General features: G+C 65.9%; 18 protein-coding genes. 7 read left to right on the forward strand and 11 right to left on the reverse strand.

Features of this window, described 5'->3' with window-relative positions; genetic code table 11:
- Positions 1-110: 110 nt before the first annotated feature.
- Positions 111-908 carry an alpha/beta fold hydrolase gene (locus L540_RS10310; protein ID WP_043209675.1) on the reverse strand — a complete coding sequence of 266 codons (798 nt, stop codon included), beginning with the start codon at positions 906-908 and terminating at the stop codon, positions 111-113.
- 97 nt (positions 909-1,005) lie between these two features.
- Here L540_RS10310 and L540_RS10315 point away from each other — a divergent pair, with 97 nt between their 5' ends.
- The gene (locus L540_RS10315; RefSeq protein ID WP_043209673.1) at positions 1,006-1,503 is read left to right on the forward strand and encodes a YbaK/EbsC family protein; all 498 of its coding nucleotides are present in this window, start codon (positions 1,006-1,008) and stop codon (positions 1,501-1,503) included.
- Positions 1,504-1,518: 15 nt separating this feature from the next.
- Here the strand turns inward: L540_RS10315 and ybgF are convergent, their stop codons facing one another.
- The 8 genes from ybgF to L540_RS10355 all read right to left on the reverse strand — a co-directional run bounded on the left by ybgF (position 1,519) and on the right by L540_RS10355 (position 8,601).
- Positions 1,519-2,205: a tol-pal system protein YbgF gene (ybgF, locus tag L540_RS10320; protein ID WP_043209671.1), complete on the reverse strand. Its 687-nt coding sequence runs from the start codon at positions 2,203-2,205 to the stop codon at positions 1,519-1,521.
- 86 nt (positions 2,206-2,291) lie between these two features.
- Entirely contained in the window at positions 2,292-2,786 is a 495-nt protein-coding gene (gene pal, locus L540_RS10325; protein ID WP_043209668.1) for a peptidoglycan-associated lipoprotein Pal, read from the reverse strand.
- Positions 2,787-2,817: 31 nt separating this feature from the next.
- Complete coding sequence (gene tolB / locus L540_RS10330) at positions 2,818-4,134, reverse strand: Tol-Pal system beta propeller repeat protein TolB (protein ID WP_043209666.1); 1,317 nt, start codon at positions 4,132-4,134, stop codon at positions 2,818-2,820.
- Between the two features lie 16 nt (positions 4,135-4,150).
- Complete coding sequence (tolA, locus tag L540_RS10335; protein WP_043209664.1) at positions 4,151-5,221, reverse strand: cell envelope integrity protein TolA; 1,071 nt, start codon at positions 5,219-5,221, stop codon at positions 4,151-4,153.
- A 35-nt stretch (positions 5,222-5,256) separates the two neighbouring features.
- Positions 5,257-5,718 (reverse strand): protein TolR, encoded by a 462-nt coding sequence (gene tolR / locus L540_RS10340; RefSeq protein WP_043209662.1) that lies wholly within the window; start codon positions 5,716-5,718, stop codon positions 5,257-5,259.
- A complete protein-coding gene (tolQ, locus tag L540_RS10345; RefSeq protein WP_043209660.1) occupies positions 5,718-6,392 on the reverse strand; it encodes a protein TolQ in 675 nt (224 codons plus the stop codon). Before tolQ ends, tolR begins: the two co-directional genes overlap by 1 nt.
- A 2-nt stretch (positions 6,393-6,394) precedes the next feature.
- Positions 6,395-6,817, reverse strand: a complete 423-nt coding sequence (ybgC, locus tag L540_RS10350) for a tol-pal system-associated acyl-CoA thioesterase (RefSeq protein WP_043209658.1) — start codon at positions 6,815-6,817, stop codon at positions 6,395-6,397.
- Positions 6,818-6,870: 53 nt separating this feature from the next.
- Positions 6,871-8,601: a proline--tRNA ligase gene (locus tag L540_RS10355; protein WP_043209656.1), complete on the reverse strand. Its 1,731-nt coding sequence runs from the start codon at positions 8,599-8,601 to the stop codon at positions 6,871-6,873.
- A gap of 65 nt (positions 8,602-8,666) precedes the next feature.
- Here L540_RS10355 and L540_RS10360 point away from each other — a divergent pair, with 65 nt between their 5' ends.
- The 6 genes from L540_RS10360 to L540_RS10385 all read left to right on the forward strand — a co-directional run bounded on the left by L540_RS10360 (position 8,667) and on the right by L540_RS10385 (position 14,496).
- Positions 8,667-9,236 carry an RNA pyrophosphohydrolase gene (locus tag L540_RS10360; protein WP_029580288.1) on the forward strand — a complete coding sequence of 190 codons (570 nt, stop codon included), beginning with the start codon at positions 8,667-8,669 and terminating at the stop codon, positions 9,234-9,236.
- The gene (locus tag L540_RS10365) at positions 9,217-9,903 is read left to right on the forward strand and encodes a response regulator (protein WP_025515747.1); all 687 of its coding nucleotides are present in this window, start codon (positions 9,217-9,219) and stop codon (positions 9,901-9,903) included. The genes L540_RS10360 and L540_RS10365 overlap by 20 nt, the downstream gene beginning before the upstream one ends.
- 22 nt (positions 9,904-9,925) lie before the next feature.
- Positions 9,926-11,428, forward strand: coding sequence for a sensor histidine kinase (locus tag L540_RS10370; protein ID WP_109842538.1), 1,503 nt, complete (start codon positions 9,926-9,928; stop codon positions 11,426-11,428).
- A gap of 229 nt (positions 11,429-11,657) precedes the next feature.
- Positions 11,658-12,104, forward strand: coding sequence for a tripartite tricarboxylate transporter TctB family protein (locus L540_RS10375; protein WP_043209652.1), 447 nt, complete (start codon positions 11,658-11,660; stop codon positions 12,102-12,104).
- Positions 12,105-12,109: 5 nt separating this feature from the next.
- A complete protein-coding gene (locus L540_RS10380) occupies positions 12,110-13,633 on the forward strand; it encodes a tripartite tricarboxylate transporter permease (RefSeq protein ID WP_043210992.1) in 1,524 nt (507 codons plus the stop codon).
- Positions 13,634-13,746: 113 nt separating this feature from the next.
- Positions 13,747-14,496, forward strand: a complete 750-nt coding sequence (locus L540_RS10385; protein ID WP_043209650.1) for an IclR family transcriptional regulator — start codon at positions 13,747-13,749, stop codon at positions 14,494-14,496.
- On the opposite strand, the gene L540_RS10390 is transcribed toward L540_RS10385, so the two are convergent.
- Positions 14,493-15,215, reverse strand: coding sequence for an enoyl-CoA hydratase/isomerase family protein (locus L540_RS10390; RefSeq protein WP_043209648.1), 723 nt, complete (start codon positions 15,213-15,215; stop codon positions 14,493-14,495). The two genes, L540_RS10385 and L540_RS10390, sit on opposite strands and share 4 nt — an antisense overlap.
- Positions 15,212-16,360, reverse strand: a complete 1,149-nt coding sequence (locus L540_RS10395) for a CaiB/BaiF CoA transferase family protein (protein ID WP_043209646.1) — start codon at positions 16,358-16,360, stop codon at positions 15,212-15,214. Before L540_RS10395 ends, L540_RS10390 begins: the two co-directional genes overlap by 4 nt.
- Positions 16,361-16,474: the final 114 nt, after the last annotated feature.

Below are 16,474 nucleotides of genomic sequence, written 5' to 3' on the forward strand. Positions count from 1 at the left end.
CCATGAGCAGTTTTTGCGCAAGCGGCGCTCTCGCCTGCCTGGCCTGCGCCATAGCCGTTCGACTTTCGTGCTCAAACGCCTGAAGCAAGTCGCTTCGGGGCGGCTTGAACTCAGGCCAGGAAGTCGAGGATGGCCTGGTTGAAGGCGCGCGGGTTGCCGAGGTTCATGCCATGCGAAGACCCGGCGATCCTCACGCGCTCGGCCTGCGGCAGCAGGCCCTGCAGGCGGTCCAGCGTGGCGGGGTAGGGCGCCGGGCTCAGGGCGCCGCCGATGAGCAGCACGGGCATGGACAGCGCGGCCACATCGCCCAGCGGCGCGGCCGGTTCGCGGGCCTGGCCCAGCAGGGTGGCCGCATTGTCGCGCACCATGTCCTTGAACCAGGGCACCATGCGGCGCCAGGTGTCGGGGCCGGTCACCGTGTCGATGAACAGCGCCAGCCCGGCTTCGCTGTCTCCGGCCTGGATCAGGGCGAGCGCGCGCTGGCGGAAGTCGCCGCGCTCGTCTTCGCCTGGACGCGACAGGCCAGGATCGGCCAGCACCAGGCTGCGCACGCGGGCCGGCGCGCGCAGGGCGGCTTCCACGGCGATGCGCCCGCCGCGCGAGTGGCCCACGAGATGCGCCGCGCCGCCGGCGACCGCATCGATGAAGGCGAGCACGTCCTCGGTATGCCGTGCGATGGAAAAGCCTTCGCCCGCCCCGTCCCAGCGTTCCGGCCAGTAATGCCGCAGGGATAGCGACAGCACGCGGAAATGCCGCGATAAGGCGCTCAGCTGGGGTTTCCAATAGCGGCAGTCGCACAGAGAGCCGTGCAGCAGCACCAGCGGGTCGCCGCGGCCGGCTTCGGCATAGGTCAAGGGATAGCCGTCCAGATCGACGGTTTGCAGCTCAAGTTGGGGTTCGGAACGCATGGATGGAGATTTCGGCACTGTCGCGCCAGATTGTAGTGCGGGCGGGGATACGGCCGGCTGATACACTGGCTGCCCGCCCTTGTTCCGGAGTCCCTCCATGCATGCCACCGCCATCGACGAGTTGCCGGATTCGGCGCGCCGCGTCGCCTTGTTGCTGCAATCGCTGGGCCACGATAAGCCCGTGGTCATGCTTGCCGGGACGGGCAAGACCTCCGCGGAGGCGGCCGCCGGGCTGGGTTGCTCCGTGGCGCAGATCGCCAAATCCATCGTCTTTCGGCGCCTGGCCGACAATGCGCCGGTCCTGGTGGTGGCCAGCGGCGTGAACCGGGTCGACGAAGCCAAGGTCGCCGCCCGGGTCGGAGAACTGGGCAAGGCCGACGCCAAGTTCGTGCGCGAGGCCACCGGCTATGCCATTGGCGGCGTCTGCCCCATCGGGCATGCCGTGGCGCCGGTGATGCTGCTCGACAGCGATCTCTTCCAGTACGAGAGCCTGTGGGCGGCTGCCGGCCACCCTCACGCCGTCTTCAATCTCACGCCCTGGCAATTGGCCGCCATGACGGGCGCCGAGGCCGCCGACGTTGCCCTGCGCGCCTGAGGGCCGACAGGCCGCTCAGAGCAGCTGCAGCCGGCTCTTGGCGGTGTTGGCCGCCGGAGAATTCGGATAGTCGCGCACGATGCGCTGCAGGGTCGTCTTGGCGCCGGCGCGGTTGTTCAGCTCGATCTGGCTGCCGGCGATCACCAGCAGCGCGTCGGGCGCGCGCGCATTGTCGGGCGACTTCTGCAACAGGCTGTTCAACTGCTCGATGGCGCCTTTGTAGTCGCGCGACGCATAGCGGGCGCTGCCCAGGTAAAACTGCGCCGTGGGAGCCAGCTGGCTGTTGGGGTAGAGCGCGATAAAGGCGGCCAGCGACTCCGCGGCCTCTTTGTATTGGCCCTTGCGGTACAGATCGGTGGCGCCATCGAAGGCGGCCTGTTCCTGCGCATCCCCGACTTCCACGCCTTGCGGGTTGCCCGGATGCTGCTGGCCCTGTCCCTGGGCATTGGGCTGCTGGCGCGACACCAGCTCAAGCTGGTCGCGCAATTGGGTGATCTCTTGCTGGAGCGACTGGAGTTGGTCCGCCAGCTGCAGGCGGGCACGCGAATTCTGTTCGTTCTGCTGCTGCAATTGCTGGCGCAGATCCAGGATGGCCCGCCGCGCTTCGTCATCGGAAAAGGCATGAGCCGGCGCGGCCAGGGTGGCCATGGCGATGCTGGCGGCCAGGGTCAGGTTACGCAGGGAGAGAACTCGATCGTGCATAGAAATTCCAGGTCTCTGAAAGCAAAACGCCGGGACGGCCGGTAGACCGTCCCGACGCAAGTGGGGCTCTTGATTACCGCTGGAAATCAGCGCTGATAGACGATATCGGCGCGGCGGTTTTCAGCGAAATCAGCTTCGGTCGAACCGTTGGCCTTGGGCTTTTCTTTGCCGAAGGAAATCGTTTCGATCTGCGTGTCGGTGACGCCCAGGAGGGTCATCATACGACGAACGGCATCAGCACGGCGCTGGCCCAGGGCCAGGTTGTACTCGGCGCCACCGCGTTCATCGGTGTTGCCTTCGATCTTGATGCGCTGCTGCGGATGCGAGGCCAGGTAACGGGCGTGGGTTTCGACCAGGCCGCGGTACTGATCCGACACCGAGTAGCTGTCGAAATCAAAGTACACCGAGCGCTGCTGCGCCAGGATGCTTTGGGGGTTGAAGGGATCCAGGATTTGACCGGTGGTCGAACCCTGGGTGCCGCTACCTTGACCGGCTTTGTCGTCGAGAGGGACGGAGCTGCAAGCGGCCAGGGTGGCAGCCAGGGCAGCAATGGTTAGGCTTTTGGCAATGCGCGACTTCATGATAGTTCCTTTGCAAAGAGAGTCACACGTGTTATCGGGTAAATGGGCCCCACGTAGGTTCACGTATTTCCCCATTCAGGACTGACAGGGTCTGCCGCACGCGGCCATCGCTCGATACTCCTGCAAGCACGCTACGGCCATTTTGAATGGTCGCGTAGAGCACCTGCATGCCGTTCGGCGCGAAACTCGGCGACTGGTCATCACGACCATCGGTCAGCAGCGTTTCGGTGCCAGAGGACAGGTTTAGCGAAGCGATTCGGAACGCGCCGTCGCGTCTTGCAACGTACAGCAGCGTCGATCCATCAGGAGAAATTCGGGGTGAAATGTTGTAACTACCGTTAAACGTCAGTCGGCGGGCGTCTCCGCCATCAAGGCCGACTTGGTAGATTTGCGGTCCGCCACTACGGTCACTGGTAAAGATAATGGAACGGCCGTCAGGCGTAAAGCTCGGCTCGGTGTCGATCCCAGGAGAACGGGTAATACGGCGCGGTTTGGCGCTGCCGTCGGCCGAGACGATGTAAATTTGCGACAAACCGTCCTGGGTCAGTGCAACCGCAAGCTGCGAACCGTCAGGCGACCAGGCCGGCGCGCTGTTGTTGCCCTTGAAGTTGGCCACCGGGAGCTGCGAGCGGCTGGCCAGGGTCTGCACATAGACCACGGGCTTGCCGGAGTGGAAACTCACATAGGCCAGTTTGGAGCCATCGGGCGCCCAGGTCGGCGAGATGATGGGTTCGCGCGAGCGCAGGGCGACCTGCGGATTCTGGCCATCGGCGTCGGCGACCTGCAGCTCATAGGTGCTGCCTTGCTTGAGCACATAGGCGATGCGGGTGGCGAAGACGCCGCGCACGCCGGTGATCTTTTCATAGATGCGGTCGGCGATCTGGTGGGCGATGCGGCGCAGCTCCTGTTCGGTGCCCGAAAAAGCCACGCCGTCGAGCTGGCCCTTCTTGACGGTATCGGCCAGACGGTAGCGGATTTCATAGCGGCCATCGGCGCCGCGATTGATGCTGCCATAGGCCAGGAAATCCGCGCCGCGGCCGCGCCATTCGTCGTAGCCGATGGGCGAGTCGACGGTCAGGCCGGCGCCGGCGGTATTGATGAGGCGGAACTGGCCGGTGCGGGTCAGGTCGGCGCGGATGACATCGGCCAGGGCGCGGCCGCGCACATCGTCGCCGGCGAAGTCGGCGATGCCGATCGGATATTGGGTGGCGCCGGTGCCGGAAATGTCGACACGCAGCTGCGCATGGGCCGGTTGCCAGGCGACGAGAGCGGCCAGGAGCAGCAGCAGCGCGAGGCCATACGATCGCAAGACTCCCGGCAGGGAGGCTCGGCGGGAAGCGGTTGTCATGGTCGGCAATCTCCTGTCAATCATACATACGGTATACGACGTCGATGATGGGCTCGTAGCGGCCCGTCGAAGGCTTGGGGAAGGGGTTGCAGCGCCGGATGCCGGTCTCGACCGCGCGGTCAAAGGCGGTATTGCCGGAGGAGCGCTTCAGCGTCACGTTGCCCACCCTGCCATCACTTCCTAACTGTACCCGGTATTCCGCCGTGGGATTGGCCGAGCCGGCGCGCGGCGGCGCCGGATATGCCACACCGGGCTGCACGCAGGCGCGGACCTTGGCGCCATAGCCATCGTCGCGGCCGCCGCCTGCCTGGTTGCGGTCCGCGGTGCCGCCGGGGCGGCCCGCGGTGCCGAGGATGTCGTTGCGGAAGGCATCGCGCAGCGCCTTGTCGGCGGCGGCCTTCTTGGCGGCTTCTTCCTTGGCCTTCTTCTCGGCGGCAGCCTTCTTGGCCGCCTCTTCCTTGGCTTTCTGCTCCGCGGCTTTTTCCGCGGCGGCCTTCTCGGCAGCAGCCTTTTCGGCGGCGGCCTTCTTGGCGGCGTCTTCCTTGGCCTTCTTGTCGGCCTCTTCCTTGGCTTTCTGTTCGGCGGCCTTGCGCTCTTGCTCCAGGCGCTGCTTTTCCTTCAGCTCGGCCTGACGGCGTTCTTCTTCCCGGCGCGCCTTTTCTTTCGCGGCTTCAGCGGCCTGGCGGGCTTTTTCTTCCTGTTCGCGTTTCTTGCGAGCCTCTTCGAGCGCGATCTCGGGATCGGGCTGAGGCTCGGGCTGGGCCTGGGGAGGCGGCGGGGGCTCCGGCTTGGGTTCGGGCTTGGGCGGCTCCGGTTCCGGCTGGGGCTTGGGGGGCTCGGGCTGCGGCTTGGGCGGCTCGGGCTCGGGTTCGGGCGTGGGGGTGGGCGGCGCCGCGTCGGGCGTGTCGCCGTCCATCCACAGTTCGACCTGCACCGGGCCGGGGTTCTGCGTATGCCAGTTCAGGCCGAAGAAAAGCACGACGATCAACAGGATGTGCACCAGCGTCGCCAGGCCCAGGGACTTGGCATTGTCCTTGCGCTCTGGGGACCACGGGGTTTTGCTGTCGGATCGAATAATCGGTGGCATGGGCTTGCGGGGTCAGGCGGGCGGCGGGGCGCCGGTCAGCGTTTCTTGGCGGGCGTGGGTTGCGGCTGCGAATTGCCGCCCTGGTCCACCAGCAGGCCGAGGCGGGTCACGCCATTGCTGCGCAACTCGTCCATTACCTTGACCACGGTTTCATAGGGGACCTTGCCGTCGGCGGCGATCACCACCGGGGTTTCGGCCGTGATGCGCGAACGCACCTGGCTGACCAATTCGGCGCGCGCGATATCCTGCAGTTCGGCGCCCGGTTCGCGCATGCGCAGGGCGATCTGGCCGTCCTGCGAAATCTGCACTTCCAGCGGCTTGGCCGGCACATCGGAGGCCGCGCCCACCGAGGGCAGCTGGATCAGGCCAGGGGTGATGAGCGGCGCGGTGACCATGAAGATCACCAGCAGCACCAGCATCACGTCGATGTAGGGCACGACGTTGATGTCGGCCTTCATGCGGCGGCCGCCGCGGCCGCTGGAGCGTACCGAAGACATTAGCGTACCTGCCGCTGCAAGATGTTCAGGAATTCGTCGACGAAGCTGTCGAAGCGGATCGACAGGCGGTCGATGTCGTTGGTGAAGCGGTTATAGGCCACCACGGCGGGGATGGCGGCGAACAGGCCGATGGCCGTGGCGATCAGGGCTTCGGCGATGCCGGGCGCCACCGAGGCCAGGGTGGCCTGCTGCATGTTCGACAGGCCGATGAAGGCGTGCATGATGCCCCAGACCGTGCCCAGCAGGCCGATGTAGGGGCTGACCGAGCCCGCCGAGGCCAGGAAGTTCAGGTGGGACTCCAGCGAATCCATCTCGCGCTGGTAGGCGGCGCGCATGGCGCGGCGCGGGCCGTCGAGCTGGGCGGTGGAATCGCCGCCGCCGCGGCGGGCCTTGAGGAACTCGGTCATGCCGGCATCGAAGATGCGGGCCAGGGCGCCTTGTTCGTCGCGGCGGCTGGCCACGGCCTGCTGCAGCATGGCAAGGTCGCCGCCCGACCAGAAATCATCCTCGAAGCGGCGGGTCTGCTGGTGCGCGCGCTTGATCGCCATTCGCTTGGCGAAAATATACGTCCAGGACATGATCGAGATGCCCAGGAGCAGCAGCATGATCAGCTGGACCGGCACGCTGGCATTGAAAATCAGCGAAGACAACGACATGTCGCTGGTGACTTGCATGGTTATTCCTGAGTGAATTCCAGTAGGGCGCGGAGGAAATCGGGCAGCCCCGCGGGTCGCATGCGCTCCGAGTCTACGCAGCAGACTTGGATTTGCCCTTCGGCCAGCAGTTCCCCGTCCCGCTCGGCGCGCTGCGCGAAGTGTATCGAAGCTCGGCCCAGTCGTGTGACACGGCTGCGGATCGTGAGCAGGTCATCGAGCCGGGCCGGCCGCCGATAGGCCATGTCCAGCCCCTGGACAACAAACAGCCGTTTGTCCTCGCGCGCCAGCCGTGACTGATCCACGCCGAGACCCCGCAGCCATTCGGTGCGGGCGCGCTCAAAGAACTTGAGGTAGTTGGCGTAGAAAACCACTCCGCCGGCGTCGGTGTCTTCATAGTAGACACGCACGCTCAGAGTGGATTCGGCAGACGTCGGCTGGCTCACGGTGGATAAACGGCCTAGGGGAAACCCGGATCAATAATGACCCGGGGCGCAGTCTACAGCGTTTCGAGCTTGTCCAGTATCTCTTTCAGTGCCGAATCCACCGAAATTTTTGCAGCCTCTGTATCGCGGCGGCCTTGCAGTTCGACGATGCCGCCGGCCAGGCCGCGGTCGCCGATGGTCACCCGCAGGGGCACGCCAATCAACTCCCATTCAGCAAACATCACGCCTGGACGGGCATCGCGGTCGTCGAGGATGACGTCCACGCCGCGCTCGCGCAGGGCGGTGTAAAGCGCCTCGGCTTTGTTACGAACAGTTTCACTTTTGCCCCAGCCGACCGGGCAGATCACGACCTCGAAGGGGGCGATCGCGCGCGGCCAGATGATGCCCTTGCTGTCGAAATTCTGCTCGATGGCCGCGCCGACGATACGGGTCACGCCGATGCCATAGCAGCCCATCTGCATGAGGGCGGGCTTGCCGGTCTCGTCCAGGAAGGTGGCCTTCAGGGCTTCGGAATACTTGGTGCCCAGGAAAAACACGTGGCCGACCTCGATGCCGCGCTGGATGGCCAGCGTGCCCTTGCCGTCGGGCGAGGGGTCGCCCGCCACGACGTTGCGCAGATCCGCCACCAATTCCGGCTCGGGCAGGTCGCGGCCCCAGTTCACGCCGCGGATGTGGAAATCCTCGCGGTTGGCGCCGCAGACGAAATCCGCCATATTGGCCACGGTGCGGTCGGCGACGATGCGCACCGGCTTGGCCGTGCGGATCGGGCCCAGATAGCCGGGTTTGCAGCCGAAATGCTCGACGATCTCCGCTTCGGTGGCGAAGCGGAAACCCTTCAGGCCAGGCAGCTTGCCCGCCTTGATTTCATTGAGTTCGTGGTCGCCGCGCAGCAGCAGCAGCCAGATCTGCACGCCGTCCTTCTCGGATTCGGTGGCCAGCACGATGGATTTGATGGTCTGCGACAGGGGCAGGCCGAGCAGCTTGGCCACGTCCTCGCACTTGGCCGCGCCGGGGGTGGGGACTTCCTGCAGGGGCTCGCCGGGCGCGGCGCGCTCGGCCAGCAGGCAGGGCGCCTCGGCCAGCTCGATATTGGCCGCGTATTCCGAGTCGGGATTGAAGACCAGCAGGTCCTCGCCGGTATCCGCGATCACCTGGAACTCGTGGCTGCGCGTGCCGCCGATGGAGCCGGTGTCGGCCGCCACGGCGCGGAACGCCAGCCCGAGCCGGCGGAAGATCCGCTGATAGGCGTCGTACATGACTTCGTAGCTGCGGCCCGCGCCGGCTTCGTCGCGGTCGAAGGAATAGGCGTCCTTCATGGTGAATTCGCGGCCGCGCATCACCCCGAAGCGGGGGCGGCGCTCGTCCCGGAACTTGGTCTGGATGTGATAGAAGTTCACCGGCAGCTGGCGATAGCTGTGGATTTCGTTGCGGGCGATGTCGGTGATGACTTCTTCGGAGGTCGGCTGCAGCACGAAATCGCGCTGGTGCCGGTCCTTGATGCGCAGCAATTCGGGGCCGTATTGCTCCCAGCGGCCCGATTCCACCCAGAGCTCGGCCGGCTGCACCACCGGCATCAACAGCTCGATGGCGCCGGCGGCGTTCATCTCGTCGCGGATGATGCCTTCGACCTTGCGGATGACCCTCAGGCCTAGCGGCATATAGGTGTAGATGCCGCCGGCCAGCTTCCGGATCATGCCGGCCCGCGTCATGAGTTTATGGCTGGCGACTTCTGCCTCGGCAGGCGCCTCTTTCAGGGTGTTGATGTGGTAGTTGGATGCGCGCATGTTTAAAGGTGGCAGCAGATACGTATAATCGTCCGTAATTGTATTGAATTCGGTGGGGGTGGCCCATGCTTGATCGCGAAGGCTACCGTCCCAATGTCGGCATCATTCTCGTCAACGGTAAAAACGAGGTCTTTTGGGGCAAGCGGATCAGGGAGCATGCCTGGCAATTCCCGCAGGGCGGCATCAAATATGGCGAAAGCCCGGTGCAGGCCATGTATCGCGAACTCCATGAGGAAGTGGGCCTCAAGCCCGAGCATGTCCGTATTTTGGGGCGTACACGTGACTGGTTACGTTATAACGTGCCGGATCACTTCGTCCGGCGTGAGTGGCGTGGCCACTATAAAGGACAAAAACAGATTTGGTTCCTGCTGCGGCTGGTCGGGCGCGACAGCGACGTATGCCTGCGCTCGACGCAGCATCCGGAGTTCGACGCCTGGCGCTGGAGCCAGTATTGGGTTCCCTTGGATGCGGTGATCGAGTTCAAGCGCGATGTGTACACGCAAGCCTTGAACGAGCTGGCCGCCATCCTGTTCCGCAGGCATCACGAAACCCGCTATCTGCGGCAACGTGTGCACGGACCTCGCTCTTCTGATAATTCCGCGGAAACAGACGGACATGCGCATATTGCTGGTTGAAGATGAGCGCGACATGGCCTCGTGGCTTATGCGCGCGCTTGCGCAAAGCGGCTTCCTGCCCGATCACGCGCCGGATGCGCGCACCGCCGAAGGCCTGATGGCCGGCAATGAGTACGACGCCATCGTCATGGATCTGCGCTTGCCGGACAAGCATGGCCTGGTGCTGCTGCGCGAAATGCGCAACCGCGACGACCGCACGCCGGTGCTCCTCTTGACCGCCCAGGGCGCCTTGCAGGACCGTGTGCGCGGCCTGAACCTGGGCGCCGACGATTTCCTGACCAAGCCCTTCGCGCTCGAAGAGCTGGAGGCGCGCCTGACCGCCCTGGTGCGGCGCAGCCGCGGCCGCCAGCATCCGCGCCTGCAATGCGGCTCGCTTTCCTATGACGGCGAAAGCCGGGCGTTCACCCTGGACGGCTCGCTGCTCTTCCTGACGCCGCGCGAGCATGCCGCGCTGGCGGCGCTGCTGACCCGCAGCGGCTATCCGGTGGACAAGGCGCAGCTGTTCGGCAAGGTGTTCACGCACGACAGCGAGGCCAATCCCGACGCCATCGAGGTGGTGCTGCACCGCCTGCGCAAGAAACTTGCCGGCAGCGATGTGCGTATCGTGACCGTGCGTGGCCTGGGCTATATGCTCGAAAGCGTGGCGCGTGAGTCCTCCGAGTCCTGAGCGCAGCTGGCGGCGGCCCCTGCTGGGCATCCGGACGCTGCTGATCTCCCTGTTGCTGCCTGGCGTGATTCTTCTGCTGGTCATCGACAGCCTGAACGACTACCGCACGCTGTCCTCGATCACCAACGAAGCCTATGACTCGGCCTTGCTGGAGCCGGCGCGCGTGCTCGAAAGCAGTCTGGAGTTCAATCCGGACGGCAGCCTGCAGGTGGCCACGCCCCTGTATGCCCAGGTCATGCTTGAATCCCGCGCGGGCCTGCGCAAGTATTTCCGTATCGAGGAAATCGACCCGCCCTGGCCCGACGGCCGCAAGGGCGAGCCGCCGCCCGGCCACAGCCTGGCCGGCATGCCCGAGATGCCGCGCCCGCCGCAATGGCCCCTGGGCAATGGGCAGCCCGTGTTCTATGACGCGGTCTACCGCAATGATCCGGTGCGCGCTGTGGCGGTGCTGCGCGACCTCTACTATCACGGCCAGCATCGCCAGGTCCTGGTGATCGTCGCCGAGAGCATGGGCAAGCGCCTGGCGGCCGAGACGGCGGCCCAGCGCCAGGAGATCCTGCGCGATGCGCGCATGCTGGCCCTGGTGGCGCTCCTGGTCTGGTGGGGCGTGACCTGGGCGCTGCGGCCGCTCGTGCGCCTGCGCAACGACATCCGCTCGCGGCGCCAGGATGACCTGACAGCGCTGGACGCTTCGCGCGTGCCCAGCGAAGTGGCGCCCCTGGTCGAGGCGGTCAACTACCACATTGCCCGCCATCGCCACGTCATCGATGAACAATCGCAGTTTCTGGCCGACGCCTCGCACCAGCTGCGCACGCCCCTGGCCATCATGCTCACGCAGGCGCAGTATGCGCTGCGCGAGCGCGACCCGGCGCGCGCGCAGGAGGGCTTGCGGGCCATCGTGGACCAACTGCGCCGCACGCGGCGGCTGACCGAGCAGCTGCTGTCGCTGGCGCACGCCAACCAGGCCGAGGTCATGCCGCGCCAGGTCCTGGATCTCAACGACCTGGCGCGCGAGGCCGTGCTGCAGTATCTGCCCCTGGCGCACGACAAACGCCAGGATCTCGGCTGGGTGGACGCCCGTGGCGAGGATACGGCGCACGAGGATGGCGGCGCGGCCGTCGTGCCGGTGCTGGGCAGCGAGGCCGAACTGCACGAACTGCTTTCCAATCTCGTGCACAACGCCATCAACTACGCGCCGGTCGGCGCCCGGATCACGGTGTCCGTCGTGAAGAAAACCGATCGCGCCGAAGTCATCGTCGCCGACAATGGGCCGGGTATCGATCCCCCGCTGCGCGCCCGGGCCTTTGCGCGCTTTGACCGCATCGGCGGCGAGCGCTCGGCCGCCTCTTCGGGCACCGGGCTGGGTCTGGCCATCGCGCGCGGCTTTGCGCGCCGCAATGACGGCGATATCGAGCTGCGCGACGGCGAGCCCAATGACCAGGGCGGACATGGCCTGGCCGCCGTCTTCTGGATCCCCCTGGCCCATGCCAAGCCGTCCGATCCGGGCGCGGACGCCCACGCCTGACGCGATTCGGGCCCAGACCTCCTAGGGATAACCCCGGGATTCAGGAACCCGACAGTCAATAGAAAGCGGATTAGCAGCTTCGCTTCGTATTCTGCCTGCCGGTCTCGTTGAACACGGGACCGGCCGCGCCCGCATTCTGGAGCGCCGGCAGAACAACCGCGCCCAGGGCGCGCGAGGAGCAAGAGTGGACTTATCTAGTTATAAAAAGGATTACTACGGGGGAGCGTTGATGGTGCTGGTCGGCCTGGGGGCCGTCTACGCCGGTACTGACTACCATCTGGGTTCTTTGTCCCATATGGGCCCGGGATTCTTTCCCGCGGCGGTAGGCGCTCTGTTGGCCTTTGTCGGCCTGTTGATTGCCGTATCGGCGCGCGCCAAGGGCGCGGCCGACCTGGGCGAGGAGGAAAAGGCTCCGGAGCCCGGCGGGCATAGCCATGCTTTTCCGGATCTGCGCGGCAGCTTCTGCATCCTGCTGGGCATCCTGGCCTTTCTGCTCCTGGGCGAGTGGGGCGGCCTGTTGCCGGCCACGTTCGCCATTGTGTTCATCTCGGCGCTGGGCGATCGCACCAACACCTTGAAGCAGGCCCTGTTCCTGTCCGTGTCGATGTGCGTGATCGCCGTCGTTGTCTTCTGGTGGGCGCTGCAGCTGCAGTTGCCGCTGTTTCGCTGGGGTTGAACGCCATGATCATGCAATCCTTGACCGACCTCTGGTATGGCTTCGGCATCGCCTTCCAGTGGCATAACCTGATGTGGTCGTTCTTCGGCGTGCTGGTGGGCAACCTCATCGGCGTGCTGCCCGGCATGGGCGCGCTGTCGGCGATCTCCATCCTGCTGCCCCTGACCTACGTCATGCATCCGGTGCCCGCCATCCTGATGCTGGCCGGCATCTTCTACGGCTCGCAATATGGCGGCGCCATCGGCGCGATCCTGCTGAACCTGCCCTCGCACCCGCCGCATGCCGTGACCTGCCTGGACGGCTATCCGCTGACCAAGCAGGGCAAGGGCGGCACGGCCCTGGGCATCACGATGATCTGCTCGTTCTTTGCCGCGTCCGTGGGCATCATCGTGATGATTTTCGCCTCGCCCCTGCTGGTCGAGGTGGCCTTCAAGTTCGGCCCGACCGAGATCTTCTCCATCATGCTGCTGGGCCTGCTGGCCGGCGCCACCATGTCGCGCGGCTCGCCGCTGCGCGGCGTGGCCATGACGCTGTTCGGCCTGCTGTGCGGCGTGGTGGGCACCGACGTGAACACGGGCACCATCCGCTTCTCGTTCGGCCTGCTGGACCTCTCCGACGGCCTGGAACTGGTGGCCATCTCCATGGGCCTGTTCGGCGTGGCCGACTTCCTCATGAGCGTCAACCGCATGGCCGCCATCAGCACCGGCGCCAAGCTGCGCGTGCGCGACATGCGGCCCAGCAAGGCCGAGATGAAGCAAGCCTTCATGCCCATGGTGCGCGGCACCCTGGTGGGCACGGTGTTCGGCGCCATGCCCGGCACGGGCCCGACCATCACCACCTTCATCGCCTACGCCCTGGAGCGCAAGATCTCCAAGACCCCCGAGAAATTCGGCACCGGCATGATAGGCGGCGTGGCCGCGCCCGAGGCGGCCTCGCACTCCAAGACGCAGGTCGATTTCATTCCGACGATGAGCCTGGGGATCCCGGGCGACGCCGTGATGGCCCTGATCCTGGGCGCGCTGCTTATCCAGGGCATCCAGCCCGGTCCGCAGCTGATCACCGAGCATCCGGATATCTTCTGGGGCCTGATCGCCAGTTTCTGGGTCGGCAACGTGCTGCTCATGGTGCTCAACGTGCCGCTGATCGGCGTCTGGGTCAAGCTGCTGCAAGTCCCTTACCGCTATCTGTTCCCATCGGCGCTGTTCTTTATCGCGGTGGGCGTCTTCAGCACCCAGAACAGCCTGTTCCAGATCTGGGAAGTGCTGGCCTTCGGCGTGATCGGCGCCTTGCTCATGTTCCTGGACTTCTCGGTGGCGCCCATTCTGCTGGGCTTCGTGCTTGGCCCCATGGTCGAGGAGAACTTCCGGCGGGCCCTGCTGTTGTCGCGCGGCGACATGATGATCTTCGTGGAGCGTCCGATCAGCGCCTGGTTCATGGCCGCCAGCGCCCTGCTGATCCTTCTGCAGATCTGGGCATTCCTGCGCCGCAACCGCAAAAAGCCCCAGGCCTCGGCGCAGACGGCGGCCTGATCCAACGCGGTTTCAATGTGTGGGGCGGCCTTCGGGCCGCCTTTTTTGCGCCCGCGCCGACGGGGGCGTCCTGTAGAATCGGGCGCTGGTTTCCACACTTTCCGCGGGCGAGATTGGACAAGACATTTCTTAAAGGCCTGGTGCTCCTGGAAGCCATGGCCCGCAACGAAAAAGGCTCCGGAGTCAGCGAACTGGCCTCGCAGCTGCTGCTCAACAAGAGCAACGTCCATCGTCTGCTGCAAGCCCTGGTGCATCAGGGCTTTGCCCGCAAGAATCCCGACACCGGCCGCTATGAGCTCACCATGAAGCTATGGGAGCTGGGGGCGCGCATCGCCGATCGCCTCGATGTGCGCACCGAGGCCCTGCCTTTCATGCGCGAGCTGGCGCAGGAATCCCTTGAGACTGTCCATCTCTCCATTCTCGAAGGATCCGAGGTGCTCTATATCGAAAAGATAGACAGTCCGCAGCCGGTGCGCGCCTATACCACCGTCGGCGGCCGGGCGCCCGCGCAATGCGTCGCCACGGGCAAGGCCTTGCTGGCCTGGGCCGGCGAGCCGGCGCTGGCAGCGGTCAAGAGCCGTCTCAAGCCGCATACCGGCAAGTCCCTCATGCGTCTGGGCGATTTGCGCCGCGAACTCGAAGCCATCCGCGCCCAGGGTTTTGCCATCAATCGCGGCGAGTGGCGCGAGCAGGTCGTGGGGGCGGCGGCGCCCATCCGCGATGCCTCGGCCAGCGTCGTGGCCGCCGTGGGCATCTCCGGTCCGGCCGAGCGCCTGGATCAACAGAAACTGGTCCAGGCGGGCAAGCGCGTGCGCGAGATCGCCGATACGATCTCGCGTCGCCTGGGCTATAGCGGCGCCTAGCTGGTCGCGCGAAAGGCGCGGATCCGGTCCTTGAGGCCGGGCTGCGAGGCCGAGCGCGCCAGCGCCGCCATATCGCCATCCGGATTGCCGCCGCGCGTGAGCGAGCGCAGCCAGTGGCGGCCGGCCGGCGGCAGGGACAAGACGCTTTCGCGGGCGCGCGCGATCCGCTCGTCCCAGCTGCCGGTCTGCGCCACGCCCTGCAGAAAGCCGATCTCCACGGCCTGCGCCGCATCGAAGCCGCGGGCGCTCTCCAGCAAGTCGTAGGCGTGCTGTTCGCCCACGAGTTCGGCCAGGCGGCGCGTGCCCAGCGCCAGGCCGAACTTCAGGCCCGGCATGCGAAAGCGCGCATCGGGCGCGGCCCAGCGCTGGCGGCAGGCCGCGATGAGGTCCACGCCCGCGCCGAAATTGCCGCCATGGGCCAGCGCCAGCGTCGCGCAAGCGCCATAGGCCACTGTCTGCAGCAGGGTCTCGATGCGGATGAAGCGCAGCACCAGGTCGCCTTCGCTCAAGTCCTCGAAGCCGGTGAAATCAAAGCCGGCCGAGAAGTTGCTGCCCGCGCCGCGCAGCACCAGCAGCGGCACCTGTTCGGCCTGCGCGGCCAGCACGGCATCGAGCAGGCGTTCGACCAGCTCGGCCGACAGGGCGTTGCGTTTTTCCGGGCGGTTGAGCGTCAGGACCCAATAGGCCTCATGCCGGTCGATTGTCAGCACCTCGCTCATGCCTGCGTCTCCGGAAGAATCTCCGCATTGTGCTCGCCCAGGGCGGGCGGATTGCGGCGCACGGGCAGGCCCTGGCCGTTGATCTTGATCGGCGAGGTGAAGGTGCGGGTGACGTGGTCGCCGGGCAGTGTGATTTCCTGCACCCATTGCATGTGCGCGACCTGGGGGTCGGCCAGGACTTGCGAGTAGGTGTTGATGGGCGCGCTGGGCACGCCGGCCTCCTGGAAACACCGCAGCCAGTGCGCCGCGTCCTGCGTGACGAAGACGGTCTCCAGCAGGTCGCGCAGGGCGGCCTGGTTGCGGGCGCGCAGCGTCGTGCTCTGGAAGCGCTCATCGTTGAGCAGCTCCGGCCGTTGGACCACCTGGCACACCGAACGCCACAGGGCATCGTTGCCGGCGGCCATGGCGAAATAGCCGTCTCGGCAGCGGAAGGCCTGATAGGGCGCATTGCGCGGGTGGGCCGAACCCAGCTTGGCGGGATCCTTGCCGCTGCCGAAGTATTCGGAGGTCTGCAAGGCGGCGATGGCCAGAGTGGTGCCCAGCATGGGCACGTCGATATGCGCGCCCTGGCCGGTCTGCTGCACCTGGCGCAACGAGGCGGCGATGGAGAAGGCGGCATACAGGCCGGCCGCGAAATCGGCCAGCGGCACGCCGCACTTGACCGGCGCGCCATCGGCTTCGCCCGTCACGCTCATGACGCCGCCCATGGCCTGGATGGTGAGGTCGAAACCGCCCTCCGCCGCGCGCGGCCCCGATTGCCCATAGGCCGAGATCGAACAATAAAGCAGGCGCGGATTGATGGCCTTCAGGCTTGCGTAGTCCAGCCCCAGACGTTGCATGACGCCCGGCCGGTTGTTCTCCAGGAGCACATCGGCCTCGGCGGCGAGCGCGCGCGCCTGGGCCTGGCCGGCGGGGGATTTCAGATCCAGCGTCACCGAGCGCTTGTTGCGGTTGAGCGAAGCGAAATTCTCGCTATAGCCGTTGTTGATCGGCGGCCAGGCGCGCAGCGTGTCGCCGCCGCCGGGGTGTTCGATCTTCACCAGGTCCGCGCCCATGTCGGCCAGCAGCATGCCGCAATAGGGGCCGGCCGCGACATTGCAGAACTCAAGCACGCGGATGCCTTGCAAGGGGAGGGGGGTGTCCACCGCATCTTCTCCAAAGGGCTGTTCACTGCCCAGCCATGATGTTCCAGATATTGGAACGGCGTTTTTAATTTATGCGTATTTTTAGAGCGATCCCGATTGTAGGCAAGAACGCCG

Source organism: Bordetella pseudohinzii, from assembly GCF_000657795.2.
Taxonomy (GTDB): Bacteria; Pseudomonadota; Gammaproteobacteria; order Burkholderiales; family Burkholderiaceae_B; genus Bordetella; species Bordetella pseudohinzii.